14 protein-coding genes are annotated in these 16,932 nt (G+C 50.4%); 5 read left to right on the top strand and 9 right to left on the bottom strand.

Going from position 1 to position 16,932, the window contains the following annotated elements:
• Positions 1-72: 72 nt before the first annotated feature.
• The 5 genes from AZF00_RS04015 to AZF00_RS03995 form a co-directional block, all read right to left on the bottom strand.
• Positions 73-966, bottom strand: a complete 894-nt coding sequence (locus AZF00_RS04015) for an SDR family oxidoreductase (RefSeq protein WP_008246108.1) — start codon at positions 964-966, stop codon at positions 73-75.
• Between the two features lie 67 nt (positions 967-1,033).
• A complete protein-coding gene (locus tag AZF00_RS04010; RefSeq protein ID WP_008246107.1) occupies positions 1,034-3,430 on the bottom strand; it encodes a TonB-dependent receptor in 2,397 nt (798 codons plus the stop codon).
• 334 nt (positions 3,431-3,764) lie between these two features.
• Complete coding sequence (locus tag AZF00_RS04005; protein WP_008246104.1) at positions 3,765-4,868, bottom strand: NAD(P)-dependent alcohol dehydrogenase; 1,104 nt, start codon at positions 4,866-4,868, stop codon at positions 3,765-3,767.
• Positions 4,869-4,909: 41 nt separating this feature from the next.
• Positions 4,910-6,382 carry an aldehyde dehydrogenase family protein gene (locus AZF00_RS04000; protein ID WP_008246102.1) on the bottom strand — a complete coding sequence of 491 codons (1,473 nt, stop codon included), beginning with the start codon at positions 6,380-6,382 and terminating at the stop codon, positions 4,910-4,912.
• 71 nt (positions 6,383-6,453) lie between these two features.
• A complete protein-coding gene (locus AZF00_RS03995; RefSeq protein ID WP_008246100.1) occupies positions 6,454-7,521 on the bottom strand; it encodes an NADH:ubiquinone reductase (Na(+)-transporting) subunit F in 1,068 nt (355 codons plus the stop codon).
• 372 nt (positions 7,522-7,893) lie between these two features.
• On the opposite strand from AZF00_RS03995, the gene AZF00_RS03990 reads away from it, so the two are divergent.
• The 4 genes from AZF00_RS03990 (at position 7,894) to AZF00_RS03975 (ending at position 12,509) form a co-directional block, all read left to right on the top strand.
• On the top strand, positions 7,894-8,775 hold the full coding sequence (locus AZF00_RS03990) for an SDR family oxidoreductase (protein WP_008246098.1): 882 nt from the start codon (positions 7,894-7,896) through the stop codon (positions 8,773-8,775).
• Positions 8,776-8,814: 39 nt separating this feature from the next.
• On the top strand, positions 8,815-9,606 hold the full coding sequence (locus AZF00_RS03985) for an enoyl-CoA hydratase/isomerase family protein (protein WP_008246090.1): 792 nt from the start codon (positions 8,815-8,817) through the stop codon (positions 9,604-9,606).
• 21 nt (positions 9,607-9,627) lie between these two features.
• Complete coding sequence (locus tag AZF00_RS03980) at positions 9,628-11,199, top strand: long-chain-fatty-acid--CoA ligase (RefSeq protein WP_008246089.1); 1,572 nt, start codon at positions 9,628-9,630, stop codon at positions 11,197-11,199.
• 77 nt (positions 11,200-11,276) lie between these two features.
• Entirely contained in the window at positions 11,277-12,509 is a 1,233-nt protein-coding gene (locus AZF00_RS03975) for a thiolase family protein (protein ID WP_008246086.1), read from the top strand.
• 89 nt (positions 12,510-12,598) lie between these two features.
• Here AZF00_RS03975 and AZF00_RS03970 read toward each other — a convergent pair whose 3' ends face one another.
• From AZF00_RS03970 to AZF00_RS03955, 4 genes are all read right to left on the bottom strand, one after another.
• On the bottom strand, positions 12,599-13,081 hold the full coding sequence (locus AZF00_RS03970; protein WP_008246084.1) for a hypothetical protein: 483 nt from the start codon (positions 13,079-13,081) through the stop codon (positions 12,599-12,601).
• Positions 13,081-14,235, bottom strand: a complete 1,155-nt coding sequence (locus AZF00_RS03965) for a phosphotransferase family protein (protein ID WP_008246083.1) — start codon at positions 14,233-14,235, stop codon at positions 13,081-13,083. Before AZF00_RS03965 ends, AZF00_RS03970 begins: the two co-directional genes overlap by 1 nt.
• Positions 14,232-15,176: a DUF7064 domain-containing protein gene (locus AZF00_RS03960; RefSeq protein ID WP_008246082.1), complete on the bottom strand. Its 945-nt coding sequence runs from the start codon at positions 15,174-15,176 to the stop codon at positions 14,232-14,234. The genes AZF00_RS03965 and AZF00_RS03960 overlap by 4 nt, the downstream gene beginning before the upstream one ends.
• A gap of 131 nt (positions 15,177-15,307) precedes the next feature.
• Positions 15,308-16,036 (bottom strand): helix-turn-helix transcriptional regulator, encoded by a 729-nt coding sequence (locus AZF00_RS03955; RefSeq protein WP_008246081.1) that lies wholly within the window; start codon positions 16,034-16,036, stop codon positions 15,308-15,310.
• 252 nt (positions 16,037-16,288) lie between these two features.
• Between AZF00_RS03955 and AZF00_RS03950 the strand changes: the two genes are divergently transcribed.
• On the top strand, positions 16,289-16,906 hold the full coding sequence (locus AZF00_RS03950; protein WP_008246080.1) for a TetR/AcrR family transcriptional regulator: 618 nt from the start codon (positions 16,289-16,291) through the stop codon (positions 16,904-16,906).
• The last annotated feature ends 26 nt before the right edge of the window (positions 16,907-16,932 follow it).

Below are 16,932 nucleotides of genomic sequence, written 5' to 3'. Positions count from 1 at the left end.
ACTCACAACTATGCGCGCTTAAAATCCTTAAGCGCGCCTATCAACCGCACTCCATACGCACCAGCAATGTATTCAGCCTCGACTCGACTCGGCCTTGATTCCTTCGGTTAACAGCTTTGGCGCCTCGTCGCGATGGAAGCCCGAGTATGCTTGCGAGTTGCTATGTTCGGTCGGCGGGTTCCAGCACAGGCGCGCGTTTGGCGCGCCGCCATCAACACGAATGCAGCTACCCGTGATATACGCCGCCACCGGCGAAAGCAAATACGTTATTGCGCCGGAAATTTCCGCAACATTACCGTAGCGCTGCAAGGGAATCGCTTGAGGAAATTTTAGAATCTCCGCTTGTGCCGCCGGCTCATAAGTATCGAAGCCGCTACTCGCAATGCCACCTGGAGCAACACAATTTACCCTCACTCCAGCGGGCGCCCATTCCGAGGCCGCACTCTCTGACAGCGTGAGCATACCGCCTCGCGATGCACCCGAGTGGGCATAGTTTGGCCAGCCATTCCAGATATCAGCAATAATATTGACAATGCTTCCACCGTTTTTTGCCATCCAACGATTGTAGACTTCGCGCATCATCATAAATCCACCGAACAAATTAAGGCGCACCACGGCTTCAAAGCCCTTGCTGCTAATCTCACTTATCGGCTGTCGATACTGACCGCCAGCATTATTTACCAGTCCGTCTATGCGTTTGTGGTCTGCTAGTACCGCTTCGATCACAGCAATGACCTGTTCCTCATTGCGAATATCGCCGGGGTATATCGCGCATAAGCCGCCGTCAGCAATAATTTCCTGTTGAACAATTTCCAGCTTCTCTCGGGTACGGCCCATAATTGCCACGGTCGCACCGAGCGAAGCAAGCTCATGCGCGGTACAGCGACCAATGCCGCTACCACCGCCAGTGATAATAATGACCTGATTCTTGAACAGACCATCTCGGTATACAGATTGATATTTCATAAACACACCACGCTATTAAAAAAAAACCGCCCAATTGGGCGGTTAAAACTTGCTGGAAGAAATCGACTTAGTTTAAGAAAGTATCAAAATCCCACTTAATTTTCAGACCATAAAGCCGTGGCGGTGCCAAAGTAACCGAGCGACCAAAGTCTTGCTGCAAAATAGAAGCGTAGTAATCCTTGTCTTTAGCATTATCAACAAATGCCGTTAACTGTAAGCCCCAAGGGTCGTAGAAGTAGCTGGTACGTAGAGACCATATCTCATACTGATCCTGTACATAGAACGGTGAGTTCTGCGGCGTTGTGAAATACTCACTTTTATAAGAGTAGTCTACTGCCAACTCAAGCCCACCAAAATCGCCAATATCGATATATTGGTTAACAGATACAGACGAAGTCAGCTTCGGTGCACGAGGCACTTGGTTGCCAGTGAAATCGCGCGGGCCATTGATTACACCACCAGTGGAAATCGGCAGTTCAATTCCCAACAAGCCGAGCGGAATATCCTCTAAACCACCGGGTCCAAAGTACAAGCCCGTGGTATCGTCGAAGCCCTCACCATTTTCATAATCGGTGAACTCAGAGTTTACGTAAGAAGCACCACCGGTAATTGCTAAGCCTGGGTTCCAGTTTGGCATCGGCTGCCATTGCATGTCCATCTCAACACCCTTCGCCTCTGCAGCGCCAGCGTTGGCATAACGTACAATTGCACCAGAGGTGAATGACACAATACCGGTAAGCAGGTTCTTGGTTTCAGATGCATAGATTGCGCCGTTGAGCTGCAATGTGCCATCTAGCCATTCAGACTTGAAGCCCAATTCAATCGCGGTTGCCTCTTCACCTTCAACTGCGTCAGGGTCGCCAAAGAAGTTAACAATGTTGTAGGTTGGGCTTTTGTAGCCGCGCTGTATCGAAGTATAAATCTGCGTTGTTTCATCAGGAAACCACTGCAGAGATATCTTTGGTGAAAAGGTGTCTTCTTCTAGTGGCTCACCACCAAATTCTGAAATAAGCGTATTCCGCGAGTAATCATCGCCCTCATAATAGGACTGATCCATACCAGGAGACAAAGTGTCGACCAAGTACAAATTAGTTTTACTAATTTCCCGTGTTTCCTCTTGATAGCGTGCACCCAAGGTCAGCTTCCAATCTTCACTAATGCTATAAGTACCCTGGAAGTATACAGCGTCAGACTCAGTATTAAGTATTCCGCCTGACTCAAGCGTTACTTTTGGCTGATCAGCTAACAAGCCACCCAAAGCCTTTGGTAAAAATCCCGTTGCGAAGCCATTATTAACAAAAAAGAATAAGCGGCCAAAGCCACCCTCAGCCTCTAAACGATAATAGCCCGCAACCCATTCAAAGCTATCTGAGCCTGGAGTCTCTGAATTCGACAGCACCTGAAATTCATAAGTTTGCTGGTCGTTATACTGATCGTAAACAAAAAATCCGGAGCGATCTTCATCGGTAGAATCGTAGTCGTACTGCCCAAAGTCTACGTCAGCTAGCTGGTCTGCATAGGTGAATTTGAGATCAACAGGACCAGGGCGCCACTCAAGTATCGCACCAAACATGGTGTTAATAGTGCCGTTACCACCCTCAAAGTTGGTGTGGGTCTCGCGATCTGGCTCATCGACATCCGCGCCCGCACCCAATATCAATGATGGGCGCGTGTTTTCCTGAGTAAGCGAGTTACCATTATATTGATTCACATAAGAACCAATTAAGGTTGCCGAGAACTCATCGGCATCCCATTTGATTTTGACACGGCCGCCTTCGGAGAAATCTTCACGAATCGGTTGTTCAACGCCGTTATTGTAGTTCATGCCATAATTTTCGTGACCGTCTTTGAAGGCTGCCAAGGTGACGCCGAGACCGTCAAAAATAGGCAATCCCAAATACGCTTGGTACTCCTCGCTACCGTAATTGCCCGTTGCGTACTTCACATTACCCACAATCTCATCGACTGGGGGATCTTCAGTTACAATGCTGATTGCGCCCGCCGTGGCATTACGGCCGAACAAGGTACCCTGGGGACCTTTAAGCACTTCAACCCGCTTTACTGGTCCTAAGGTATCTTGCTTACCCTGGCTAGCCGGAATGTTTATGCCATCGATATAGGTCGCCACACTGGGGTCCGCATTGGGCAGGAACGCATCACTACCAACACCGCGCAGGTAAATCAGTGTGTAGCCATAGGTATAAGTGAAGGTTAATCCCGGTGTGATACGCTGCAGGTCGGCGGTGTCTTCAATATTGAACGCATCGAGCTTATCACCAGAAAACGCCTGAATCGCAATAGGAACATCTTGGGAGTCCTCCTCCCGCTTCTGCGCCGTAACCACTACCTCTTCGAGCAAGCGGTTGCTACGCTTAGCTTTCGTTCCACTCCCGTCTTGAGCGTACGTCGCTGTAGCCAATAGCGGCAGTGTCGCGACCGCGACAGCTAAAACACTTTTCTTCATATCATTCACCCTTGCATAACAATTATTGTCTTTCTAAATTGCTTCAAAATTCGTCGATTCTATGTCGACGATATTCTTGCTAACATTATGTATACTATTTATTCATAAGCGAACTAATGTGTCAAACATTTTTACTTACTAACTAAAAATCTGTGAACTTTGCATGAATTAACTGTCGTTAGTTATTGTTAGATAATATTTCTGCAATTGGTATTACGCACACCCCCGACATTTGGATGCGTGCTTATAACTAAAATATTCCACAGCAAAACCGCGCTACCCTAATATTTGCATCCCGTGGACGATAACATTAAGGCAGAGCGCTGACGGCAATTTACAACTTCAAAATTGCCTTTACACATTTTCCGCTGTGCTGATCGGCAACTGCTTGATTAATTTCATTAAATGAATAGAAGTCGCAAATTTTATCAAATGGGAATTTGCCTTCCATATGCAAGTTAACCATAACGGGAATAAACTCAGCAGGGTCGGCATCCCCCTCACAAATTCCCTTAACTTTTATGCCACAAAGCAGGAGGTTAAGCACATCCAGCTTAAGCATTGCATCGTCTTCAGTACTCGGAACACCCACAATTCCTATTGTCCCTGCCGCAGCCATGGCTGCCACAAGTCCAGCAAACACCACATTTTTGCCTGTGGTATCGAGCGCATAGTTAAGGCCGTTTGGCACAATAGCCCGTATAGCTTCGGTCATATTACCTGCCATTGGGTCAATAACGTGCGTCGCGCCCAACTCCAGCGCCAACTTGCGGCGATTCTCGTGGGGCTCGACAACAATAATTGTTTCGCAACCCTGCACCACCGCGCCCAATACGGCAGCAAGACCCACTGCTCCGCCACCGGTGACCGCAACCGCAGAACCCGCCTCACAGGCCATTGAACGCATGAATGTACCTGCGCCGGTCTGAATACCGCAGCCTAAGGGGCCAAGCAGCTCCAAAGGGGCATCATCACGCACCTTAATCACATTGTTTTCATAGCACAGTGCGTAGCTCGCGAAAGACGACTGACCAAAGAAATGACTGCTTACTGAACCCGCGCTATCTGAAAGCGCTTTAGAGCCATCTGCACGAATACCGACAAAATTAAGCGGCGCAAACTGCTGACAATAGTTGTGGTGATCGTGGTCGCAGGGCGCGCACTTTTCACAAAAGGTGTATGACAACACCACGTGATCGCCCGGTTTTACCGACGTCACGCCCGCACCTACTTTTTCAACAATTCCCGCACCTTCGTGCCCGAGTACAATGGGCATTTCCGCAGGAATCGCCTGATCTCGCGCCGCGATATCGGTGTGACACACGCCAACCCCGACAATGCGAACAAGCACTTCATCTGCGCGGGGATCTTCAAGCTCCAACTTCTCTATCGTAAAGTCTGCTCCGGCCGACCGGCTTACTGCTGCTGTTATTTGCATTTTTATCTTCCTAATTCGACGTTAAACAAGGCCCACTAAAATCAATCGTCCAATAAAGCACAAACGGATTTAGACTCGGTAAACATCAACACGCCGTCTTCACCGACTTCGCGACCGATACCTGACTCTTTAAATCCACCAAAAGGCATTGCCGCATCCACCACAAAATAGGTGTTAATCCACACTGTTCCAGCATGGATTGCTGCCGCCATTTTGTGGGCGGTTTTAACGTTTTTACAATACAGGTTAGCGCCCAAGCCATATTGACTTTGATTTGCTAATTTCACAGCCTCTTCTTCGGTGCTGAATTTGGTTGCCGTAAGCACCGGCCCAAATATTTCCTCATTAAACACTCGCGAGTCCGCACTCGCACCAGACAAAATAGTGGGCTTAACAAAGTAACCTTGTCCTGGCACGTCACCCTCTGGCGAAATGCGTTCAGCGCCCTCTTCCTGACCAATTTTTATATAATTTTCTATGCGTTCACGTTGCTTTTTATTCACCACGGGGCCAATCATGGTTGTCGGATCTTGGCCGGCGCCAATCGGCAGGTTTTTGGCAACTTCATTAATACCAGCCACCACCACATCGTAGATTGATTCGTGGCAGAGCAAACGCGATCCGGCAAAGCAAGTTTGCCCAGAGTTAAAGAAGATCGCCATGGCCGCATCGGGTATGGCTTTGTCGAGATCGGCATCTGGCATGATAATCGTAGGCGACTTACCGCCCAGCTCTAAGCTGACCCGGCGCAGGTCATTAGCCGAGCTACGCAATATATGCTTACCTACCGGTGTAGAGCCGGTAAAGGCAATTTTATCAACGTCTGGATGAGTAATTAAGGCTTCGCCAGCGACTTCACCCACCCCCGTCACAATGTTCAAGGCACCGGGTGGAACGCCCGCTTCGAGCATAAGCTCAGCAAGACGCAAGGTAGTTAATGATGTCACTTCCGAGGGCTTAAGCACCACTGTACAACCCGCAGCGAGCGCTGATGCAATTTTCCAGGAGGCCATTGGCAGAGGGTAATTCCAGGGCACAATCGCACCCACTACACCGACAGGCTGACGCAGAGTATAGGCGTGGTACTGGCGACCATCACCAGAAATTGGCAGGGTTTTGCCGTAAATTTTTGTGCACCAGCCCGCCATATAACGAAATACTTCAACCGACGAGGGAATGTCGACCATCATCGCCAAATGTTTGGGCTTGCCGTTATCAAAACTCTCTAGCAGGGCCAGCTCTTCAGCGTGAGCTTCAATTTTAAGTGCAACTTGCTCCAATAGTCGGCTGCGATCGATAGGACGCATCCGCGACCACGCCGTCGATTCAAATGTTTTGCGCGCCGCCTTTACCGCCGCGTCAATTTCTGCTGCGCCACCGGCAGCGATAGACGTAAAAATTTCACCATTAGCGGGATTTTCAACACTCAGGGTTTCGCCACTATAGGCGTCACACCAGTCGCTACCGATTAACATTTTGCCCGAGGGCACGCTGATATCACTAAGGGAATTCATAAAGCGTCTCCGTTTATTATTAACATTTGAACCGGCGACGCTCACCTAAAAGCGTCGCGAGTAAACACACATCAGTCTTGGCGAGAAATACCGTGACTGGCATCTAAAAACTTATCCGCGTGAATATTTTTCTCAACAATATCGAGCTCTAAGACTGTTGCCGTCACCGCGTCGATCATCGGCGGCGGGCCACACAAATAGACCTGGGTATCTGCAGACAAATACTGCCCGGCAACGGGTTCAATCGCGGTATTAACAAAGCCGCGCAAGCCCTGCCAATCACTGTCTTCAGGCTCGTCAGATAACACTGGCACAAACTGGAAGGCGCCATCCCAAGCTTCGCCAATTTTTTGAATGCGATCCAAGCAATACAAATCAGCTTGACTGCGCGCACCAAAGAACATCACGCAGGGGCGGCCATGAGGCTGCTTGGCCGCCTGCTCTAACAGGCTCACAATAGGCGCAAGACCACTACCACCGCCAACACAAATAATCGGGCCGCGACCATCGCGCAGCCAAAAGTTGCCAGCGGGGCCATGAATCGCCACTTTGACACCGGCTAGCTTGTCGGCAAATAACATGCCGGTAAACTCACCGCCGGGCACGTTACGAATAAAGAGCTCGACCTCTTGGCAACCCTCTTCTTCTGGCGCCATGGCAAAGGAATACGAGCGCGCACCAAAGATCTCTTCGTGGTGAACCTGCAGGTACTGCCCCGCATCAAACTTAACGGGGCGATCGAGGCGAATCGTTACCTTACGGGTATCGTGGGTCAGGTCTTCACACTTAATGATCTCGCCCTCGAAATCTTCTGGCGGCGTTAGGTGCTTCAATTCGAAATTGGGAATCTCAACAACTGCATCTGATTTTAATGCCGCCTGACAGGTCAGAATCACATTACTTTGTAACTCCTCTGCCTCTAAGACATAGGCAAAATTCGTTAATTCTCTAACCTTGCCTTCAGCCAACTTACATTTACACGTGCCACAGGTGCCTACAGTGCAGCTGTGAGGCATTGCATAACCGGCGGCCAAACCCGCCTCCAGAATAGATTGTCCGGGCTTAACCTCAAAACTCACCCCGGCGGGCATAACGGTAACCCGCTTGGAAGATGGCTTTAAAAATGAAAATAATGACACATGAACTCCTACGCGCGCTTTGACGCAACCAGCCGCCAACAAAGCGCCCTGACCTATTATTAGTTACCTTCACTTAATTTAAGCTTGCGAACCATTAATGTCAAGACTAGAAAATTCCCCACCACAATGTATTCTCGTAGTACTTCCGCCCAATATTTCACCAAGATACCAACCCTACTACCGAGCCACACAATAAAACTCACGGATTTCCACTAATATGGCAATTAGCTATTTACCATTTTATTTCGCATGCGTACTATTATCATCATTATAGAAAATTTATCGCTCGATACGCGCTTGCTAGCACACTGACATTTAACACTAAATAGCACTGCTGACAGTACAATACTGAATACATAAAGAGGCTTTACTATGTTTAATAACAGCACCCTTAATGGCAAACGAATTCTCGTTACCGGTGGCGGAACAGGTCTTGGCAAGGAAATCAGCAGAGGATTACTCGCCTGTGGCGCTGAAGTGTACATTTGCGGACGCCGTGAAAGCGTATTACAGACCACCTGCGAAGAACTGGGTGCCGATACCGGCGGCAAAATCCACTACCGCATTTGCGATATCCGCGACCCAGAATCGATTGACGACATGGTAGAGTCGATTTTCACCGAAGGCCCGCTAAGCGGCTTGATCAACAACGCCGCAGCGAACTTCATCTCCCCCACCAAAGACTTATCGCCACGGGGCTATCAAGCTATTCGCTCCACCGTAATGGACGGCTCTTTCTACACTGTATTAGCCGTGGGTAAGCGCTGGATCAATCTTGGGATTCGCGGCAGTATCGTTAGTAACTTAGTAACCTGGGTATGGACCGGTTCGGCCTATGTCGTGCCGTCGGCAATGTCTAAAACCGCCATCGACTCCATGACCAAGTCTCTCGCGGTAGAGTGGGGACCTTACGGCATTCGTCTCAACGCAGTTGCCCCCGGCCCCTTCCCCACCGAAGGTGCTTGGGAAAAGCTCAACCCCACCGGTAAATCGAGCGGCGCCACCGATTCGTCTAGCGTACCGATGCGCCGCTACGGTGAAATGCCAGAATTAGCTAACTTAATGATTTTCTTACAAGCTGACGGCTGCGACTACTTAACAGGACAGACCATTGCCATTGATGGCGGCCACCATTTAGCCGCGCCGAGCACCTTTGCCAGCCTATCTGATCTGAGCGACGACGACTGGAGTAATATTCGCGAGAACCTGAAAGCCTCAGCTGACAAAGAGAAGAGCGAGCGCTCTACGGGCTAATAACACCGCCCTAGACCTTAACGATAAGAGAGCTAAATCATGGAATTAACGGCGTTTAAATTTAAAATAGAGAATGGCGTTGCCCGCATCACCCTGAGTCAAGGTAAGCGAGGCAACCCGTTTGATTCGACATTTTGTCGCGAATTCAATCTACTCGCTACCGAATGCGATGATAATCGCGACGTTCGCGCGGTTATCATCGACGCCGAAGGCCCTTATTTCAGTGTGGGCGGAGATTTAAAAACCTTTGCTAACGGCGAGCGTGCAGCCCTGCCTCGTTTTATTAAAACCGCAACCGCCGATATGCACATGGGTGTTTCGCGACTTGCGCGCATGGACGCCCCGGTAATTTTCAGCTGCGACGCATTGGTGGCGGGCGGTGGTGTCGCCTTGGCGGCGGCAGCCGACTTTGTACTAATCGGCCCCAATGCTAAGTTTTACGCGGCCTTCGCTGGCATTGGCTTTTCCTGCGATTGCGGCTCTTCCTATTTTCTACCCCGGCGTGTTGGTACCAGAAAGGCATTTTCCTTCTTTGCCCGCAATCAGAATTGGAGCGCCGAACAAGCCTTGGAGTACGGCTTGGCCACGGAAATCCACGCATCCGAAGAACTTGCCGAAGCCACGAATCAACTGGCCCGGGAGCTGGCAACTGGACCAACCTTTACCTATGGTCAATACAAGAATTTGTTTTTGAGCAGTTTCGGCAATGGCCTTGAAAGCCAAATGGAAATGGAGTCTCGGGCGCTGACCGAATGCACTCGCAGCGACGACACCTGGAACGCGGTGTTAGCCGTGGCCAACAAAGAACAAGTTACCTTCCACTATAAATAATATTAAAAGAGGATCGACAATATGTGGGCCTTTCCAGAAATTCGCAACGTTGCAGACATTGTCCGCTATAACGCCAAACAGTACCCGCAACAGACTGCCACTCAGTTTATGGGCTACGCGCTCAGCTGGGCTGAGTTTGATGAAAAATCCAGCAAAATGGCCAATGCCATGCGCAGCGCCGGCGTAAACCAAGGTGACCGCGTGCTGTACTACGCAGGCAATGCCGACGACTATTTTCTCACCATTTATGCCTGTGCAAAAATTAATGCTGTATTCATTCCCATGAACTGGCGCCTGTCGAGCACTGAAGCTGCCGGCATCCTCAACGACGCCAAGCCGGCCTTGGCCATCGTCCAAAATAGCTTTAAGGACCTCTGGGACAGCGCTCGCAGCATGATCGACCTCGATATTCCGAGCATTGATATGATCGCTGGTCAGCGCGAGCAAAACCCCCTTTGGCAGTGGTACGACGGCGCCGATAGCAGCGACCCTAACGCCTATTGCGGTCTTGACGATACCACATGGCAAATTTACACCTCCGGCACCACCGGTATTCCCAAAGGCGTAGAGTTTTGCCAAGCGGGCATTATGAATATGCGCCTGTGTGAACACCTTGAGCCCGCCTATACTTGGGGCGCACAAGATCGCTTCTTATTTTGCGTACCAAGCTTCCATTTACTGGGCCTTGGTCTGTCAATGCAGGCGATGTACAACGGCGCTACTATTGTTATCGCCACCCAATTTGACCCGACCGAAGTCTTGCAGCTAATCAATGAGCAAAAACCGAGCTTGGCTGGCGTAGCGCCGGTCATGCTACAAATGTTGCTGGATCACCCGAAAACAGAAAATACCGATTTCAGCAGTCTGCGTGAAATTATGTACGCTGGCTCGGCTATTTCCGTTGGGCTATTAAAACGCGCTATGGAAAAAATACCCTGTAAATTCATGCAATTTTATGGCTCCACCGAATCCGGCGGTGCAATCACACTGCTGCGCCCAGATGACCACGACCTCAACAACGAGCATCGTTTAACCTCCTGCGGAAAACCGCTGCCGCTAATCGAAATCAAAATTATCGACACCGATGGCCAAACGCTGCCAGCCAACCAGCCGGGCGAAATGCTCATTAAGCTACCCTCTATCGCAAAAGGCTATTGGCAAAAGGGAGAAGCGTGGCAGGAGGTATTCAATACTGGCTGGTATAAATCGGGTGATGTGGGCTACTTCGACGACGAAGGCTACTTCTATATCGTCGACCGCGCCAAAGACATGATCGTCACCGGCGGTGAAAACGTCTATTCCACCGAAGTCGAAAACTGCTTGTCACTGCATCCAGATGTCGCCGCCGCTGCCGTAATTGGCGTGCCCAGCGAGAAATGGGGAGAAGAAGTTAAAGCCATGATCATTCTCCGATCTGGCACCAAGCCCAGCGAAGCCGATATAATAGATTATTGCAAAGCGCACCTAGCGCGCTACAAATGCCCAAAATCAGTAGCGTTTGTCGACGACTTCCCGCGCACCGGCGCTGGCAAGGTGTCGAAAAAAGATCTCCGCGCTCCCTACTGGGAGAATCACGGGCGCAGCATCGGCTAGACCAATAACTTTACGGGAATTATTTTCCATTTTTTGTTACGCTAGCTAACATTCAATAGACCAACCGGAGTTTTACAATGATCACAACCTACGATGACGCGTGGCTAATCGATGGCCGCCGCAGCGGCTTTGGTGCAGTAAACGGCACAATCTCGAACATTTCCGCAACCGATCTCGGTATTGCTGTCGTGAAAGGCCTGCTTAGCGAGGCGAAGATCAATCCCCAGGACATCGACTGCCTATTTGCCGCCAACCTTGCCCCCTCTGACTTTGACGCGGGCTATTTACCTCGGCACATTGGCTTGTACTCCGGTCTTCCCCAAGGCGCACCGGCACTAATGCTGCAGCGTCTGTGTGGTTCAGGTTTCGAACTTATTGCCGCAGCTGCCGATTACCGCCAGCTCAATAAAGCCGAAGTGATGCTCTGCGTAGGCAGTGAATCAATGTCTCGTATGCCAGTCGCCAGCTTCACTAGCCGCAGCGGCTTTAAATTGGGTCAAGTCGACTTCCGCGACTACCTGCTTGAGCTGCTCTACGACGCCGCCGCCGATATCCCAATGGGTATCACTGCCGAGAATCTCGCCAAGCAGTACAATTTAAGCCGCGTTGAAGTCGATCAATTCGCGATGACCAGCTTTGAGCGGGCCTTAGCCGCGCAAAAATCCGGTGTGCTCGCTGATGAAATACTCACGCTCACCAACCAAACCTTTGAATGCGAAGGTTTGAAAACCAAGCAGTTTAAACTGCCACGCGGTGTTGAAAGCTTCGCAACTGACGAGCATGTGCGCCCCACCACCCTAGAGACACTGGCGAAATTGCGCCCCTCTTTCACTAAGGATGGCGTACAAACTGGCGGCAATAGCTCGGGCATTGTAGACGGCGCCGCTGCCGCATTGGTTTCTAGCAAAGCATATGCTGATCGCACTGGTCTTAAGCCCCTCGCTAAAATCGTCGCCTCTTCTGCAGCCGGTGTTGATCCCCACTACATGGGTATCGGCCCAGTTCCAGCAATCAAAGCCTTGTTAGAAGCCACTGGCCTAAGCATTGATGACATTGGTTTGTTCGAAATTAACGAAGCATTCTCGGCTCAGTGTCTTGCCGTAGCCCGCGAGTTAAAAATTGACGAGAGCAAACTCAACGTCAACGGCGGCGCAACTGCATACGGCCACCCACTGGCTGCAACCGGTGTGCGCTGTACTACAACCGTTGCTAAAGAAATGAAACGCCGCGGCGTTAAATACGGTATTGCTTCAGCCTGTGTAGGCGGTGGCCAAGGCAGCGCTATACTGCTGGAAAACCCCGACGCATAAGCTATACGCCATTAGCAGCAACGCTGCTATGTAAACCCAAAACGGCAGCCCTAGGGCTGCCGTTTTACTTTGTGGCGCAGTATATAAAATTATTCGGCCAGCAGAGCATCTACCGTCGGCAATGCTTTAGGATTACCGTCAAATCCCATCGGCAAAAACCACGCGCGCCCCATATTAGTATGCGCCTCAGCGTACTGAATTAATGCCTTCGTGCTTTCACGCTTAAATGCCGCACTGGTGTCACTACATGCCAGAATACGCTCTAGATGGAAGCCCATAGCTGTCACCTCAAGGTTTTTTCGCGCGACATCAAGCTCTGCCAGCGAGCCTGCAACACTCTCCTCAGCTGCGCCAAGCTCCAGTAGCGCATCGGCTAATTTAAACAGCAATCGCTGGCAGTAATCATCAACCGCATGCTCGCGATTAGCCTGCTGCTGCAACGCCGCAAGATGACCTAACATTAGGCCCGCTTGCTCTTTGGCAAGGGGCTGATCATCGCGAATCGCGGGCATAATGGTGTCTTGCAGAGTACGCATCATGGTATCAATGCGCAGTGCGCTAGATGGATTCATTACTGAACCTCCTTAAGCAGGCTTAATAGTTCGGCGGAAAAGGAGTGCCCTGCTGCGGTAAGCCAACTCAGCAATACATCTTGATGACTGTGCTTTCGACTAGCAGTTTGCGCCGCAGTGGCAAGGCAAATTGCCACACATTTGTACACGCTCAATACCTTATAAAAATGCAGAGTTTTGGCATCGACTAGACGGCCCGTTGCCGCGCGGTAGCGTTCACACAGTTCCTCTGGCGTCATCAGCCCCGACGCCATAATCTGACCGTCTTCGGTCACGCCCTTGTGGCAAATAATCCACGCCAGGTCTTCGTGGTAGTCGCCAATATGGGCCAGTTCCCAATCTAAAACCGTGCTAATTTCTTGGCTGTCTTCGTCAAATAAATAATTGCCGGTGCGGTAGTCGGCGTGGACCACCACTAATTCCCGCGCGCTGGGAAGATTGTCGCGCATCCAGCGCTCGGCCAAGCCCATCAGCGGCGAGCCTTCAATGGCGTCATCCTGCCACACACTGCTCCACCAATTTAATTGCCAGCGCGCCGCCTGCTGGGGGTCGGCATCCGGCACCTGAAACACCTCTGGCTTAAAATCCACGGCCACCCCATGCATGGCCACCAAGTAGTCAATAAATTGCGCCGAGAGCCGCTCGCGGAACCGCTCAGGCAATAACGCACCCAAGCCCGACACATTGCCGCTGTCACCGCTGGGCTTGGTGACACCACCAATAAAGCCGCAAATCAGTGCCGGTCGCCCCAGCTCAGCGCCCTCTATGTCTGCCCATAACACCGGTGGCACCGGTAATACACTCTGCATGCAGTTAAGCACTTCGTACTCTTTACGGCGATCAGTCACCACCGCGCTTTCTAAGGGATCCATACGCAGTACGCAGCGCTGTACAGGCCCGGCCGCAGAATGTAAATCAAAAACAAATTGCTCCTTAGACGCGCCCCCACCCATTCGGCGCAGACCTTTCACCTCAGCCCCAGCCAAACCTTGAGCGCGAATGAAAGCCTCTAACTTAGGCAGCAGTTGCTCTGCACTCAGCGACTGGTATACACCGTGGGATTTATTGTTCGCAGCCTGCTGTAACATCGCCACCACGCTAGGTTCAATATCGCGACCCAACTCAAAGCTCGCCGCCACACTAGACAAGCTCATTTGACCACCTCGGCTTTTGCTTTAACGTAGTTAATCAGGCTATTAGTCCACATCACTTCGCAACAGCCACCGCCGGGCTGACCGTCGATGAAAGCGGAAATCGGCGATTCAAAAAGCGTAATCATCGGATCAGGTGAAAGATAAAAAGTCGCGAACGGGACCCCTTGAAAGCGAGTTGATCGCCCGGCGGTATCGACAATATCCGCATTGACAACACGCGTGGTCATGTCGTCATTCATCTCAAAATCAATATCCACGTCAACCACCTGAGCGATATGGCCGTTCTTATCCACGTAACCGCGAATCAGGGTTTGGCCCATCGACTCCAGCTTCCAAAAATGCACGCTTAACTCTGGGCCCGCTTGGGCGTGTATCCATTTCCAGTGCTGATTCACACCCCAGTCCCGGGTACCCCAGGAATGGTCACGCTGGGTGTAGCCGCGCAACGCGATCTCTTTGCCAGCGAAGCGAATCAACCCCGATTGCGTGCCCTGCTGCTCAAAGCGGTCATGAGCAATCCACTGGGGGCAACCGCCTTTATGAGAGCTATAAGCGTAAGCGGGTTGGCTGGCGGTGAAATGAAAGTCTATTTCGAATTTATCAGATTGATAGCGAATGTGGGCAGTTTCTAGCAAGGTGCCCAAGCGCAGCTGCAAGCCCGCGACGCGCCAGTCAAAAAAATCCATTTCGGCGGCTACCGCAATACCATCAAAACTTTCGATCAACGGCTCTGGCCCAATGCCAGGGCCAAAAAGGGTGACCGCGCAACCCGCCCTACCTTCGCCATTGACCCAAGTGTAAACAATACCCGCCACCCCCTCTTCCGGCAGCTGTAATAAATAAGCCAGCGACTCTCGGGCCAGCGGCCCACTGCCAAGTTTATGACGATTATCGTGAATAGGGTCGAGTGGTTTTATATCGGTGGTGTACACGCGCTGCATAGAGCCTTCCTTTATTATTTGCTTAAGTATTATTACCAAGCATAACAATTAAGGAAAAACCAGCAATGGACCAATTTCAGCTAACGGCACCGCTGCTATTCGCCGGACCAACGCTGCAGTACAAAATAATTTTAGAGTAAACCGAGCTGCTGAACCGCCGCCAAGAGCGCGGTACGATTGTGTACATTAAATTTACGAAACAAGCGTTTAAAGTGATTCTCAATAGTGTATTCGGACAACGACAATACAGCGGCGATCTGCTTATTGCCATAGCCTGCATATAAGGCATTAATGACATCCCGCTCCCTCGGTGTCAGTGTCAGCGTCTGCTCAATAGTAGAATAATGGCTAGAATCCGCCGAAAGTAATGGCGCAATCAACGACGACATTAGCGCCGTTGCCGACTCCCCCACAAAATGATCTAAGTCATCAATCACACTATGAGTAGCGGATATTTCGCCGTATTCTCGACCGCGATCTTGGCCCATTAGGCCGCCCACCAAAAAAATATCAGGGGTATAAGGGTGAATTACCGAAACAATATCGCGATAACCAACGCGGTTAATATAATTCCAATAGCTGTCACCTTCGCTATCGCTGCCCTCAAACTGGCAGCGATCTAAAACAGCCACCTCCTTGTTAGCACCTTGCTGCTTTATGTGATTTAAAAATGGATCGTGTGCCCACAAGCCTTGGCTGTACACCGATTTAATTTGGGCGCTCATGCCGTAATGACAAAAAAAGTGAACACCCGCTCGCTCAGGCCGAGCAGAGAACAAAAACAAACAAAAATTATTTGCTCCCGACCGGCTCATGATATCTTGGGCGAATTGATGTTGATGGCTAGTAAGTGTATGCATGGCTATTATTTTATTACCTAGCTAACAATTAGCATCCAGTGTAGTGCTAGGTTCAAGTCATCGTCAACTACTAGTCGATACGCCCAAATTTCATACTAAAATCATCAGTACTCGCAGCAAAGGTCTCCCTGTGGTCCTGCTATTTAGTATACTGTGCCTCGCTGAGCTGGCCTCGACATAAGCGAGAGCAGGCTTAACACTATTGGTGCTTATCACAAGCCCCCTTTCGGTAATTAGGTGAGGACAATAATTTTGGCAGAAAGCCCCAAAAAAGCGAGGGTTCCGCAGACACAGCGCACGGCGATTATGCGTTATCGCTTGTCAAAAGCCGCTTTTGAGGTCATCAAAGATGTCGGCTTTGCTAATTTCCGCACCTCTGCTGTGTCTAAGCAAGCAGGGGTTTCCCAGGGCGCCCAGCTTCATCATTATCCCACCAAAAATGATCTGACCTTGGCAGCAATGCAATACGCTTACGAGCAATCGAATAGTATTTTCACCCGCAATATTGCCGCCTTTCGACCCGACGACGATCCCGTTGATGCGGCAATGAAAGACGCCGAAGATTTCTTTATGTCTGACTATTTCATGGTCGCACTGGATATATTAATGGCGGGGGGCAAGAACGAAGAATTACGCGGCCAACAAATTGAGCTTGCAGTGACCAGTCGCTCCCTCGTCGAAAAGGCGTGGATCGACCGTCTGGTAGATTTAGGTTGGGACAAGGAGCTCGCCGAAGACATTCTCAATATCAGCTTTTGTTTAGTAAGAGGCTATGTGGTGAAAATGCTCATCAGCGAAAACCCCAAGCAATATCGGCGTTTGGTTCAGCGCTGGAAAAGTATGGTTAGCAGTGCTGTAACGCTAGGCTGACAAGCCCTCTTACCAATATCCGTGCC

The organism is Zhongshania aliphaticivorans, assembly GCF_001586255.1.
GTDB lineage: Bacteria > Pseudomonadota > Gammaproteobacteria > Pseudomonadales > Spongiibacteraceae > Spongiibacter > Spongiibacter aliphaticivorans.
This window is presented reverse-complemented; position numbering and strand designations above follow the sequence as displayed.

What these genes read in the sequence shown, in the direction of transcription:
- AZF00_RS04015 (WP_008246108.1), bottom strand. Translation starts at nt 966, where the DNA reads ATGAAATATCAATCTGTATACCGAGATGGTCTGTTCAAGAATCAGGTC.
- AZF00_RS04010 (WP_008246107.1), bottom strand. Translation starts at nt 3,430, where the DNA reads ATGAAGAAAAGTGTTTTAGCTGTCGCGGTCGCGACACTGCCGCTATTG.
- AZF00_RS04005 (WP_008246104.1), bottom strand. Translation starts at nt 4,868, where the DNA reads ATGCAAATAACAGCAGCAGTAAGCCGGTCGGCCGGAGCAGACTTTACG.
- AZF00_RS04000 (WP_008246102.1), bottom strand. Translation starts at nt 6,382, where the DNA reads ATGAATTCCCTTAGTGATATCAGCGTGCCCTCGGGCAAAATGTTAATC.
- AZF00_RS03990 (WP_008246098.1), top strand. Translation starts at nt 7,894, where the DNA reads ATGTTTAATAACAGCACCCTTAATGGCAAACGAATTCTCGTTACCGGT.
- AZF00_RS03985 (WP_008246090.1), top strand. Translation starts at nt 8,815, where the DNA reads ATGGAATTAACGGCGTTTAAATTTAAAATAGAGAATGGCGTTGCCCGC.
- AZF00_RS03980 (WP_008246089.1), top strand. Translation starts at nt 9,628, where the DNA reads ATGTGGGCCTTTCCAGAAATTCGCAACGTTGCAGACATTGTCCGCTAT.
- AZF00_RS03975 (WP_008246086.1), top strand. Translation starts at nt 11,277, where the DNA reads ATGATCACAACCTACGATGACGCGTGGCTAATCGATGGCCGCCGCAGC.
- AZF00_RS03970 (WP_008246084.1), bottom strand. Translation starts at nt 13,081, where the DNA reads ATGAATCCATCTAGCGCACTGCGCATTGATACCATGATGCGTACTCTG.
- AZF00_RS03965 (WP_008246083.1), bottom strand. Translation starts at nt 14,235, where the DNA reads ATGAGCTTGTCTAGTGTGGCGGCGAGCTTTGAGTTGGGTCGCGATATT.
- AZF00_RS03960 (WP_008246082.1), bottom strand. Translation starts at nt 15,176, where the DNA reads ATGCAGCGCGTGTACACCACCGATATAAAACCACTCGACCCTATTCAC.
- AZF00_RS03955 (WP_008246081.1), bottom strand. Translation starts at nt 16,036, where the DNA reads ATGCATACACTTACTAGCCATCAACATCAATTCGCCCAAGATATCATG.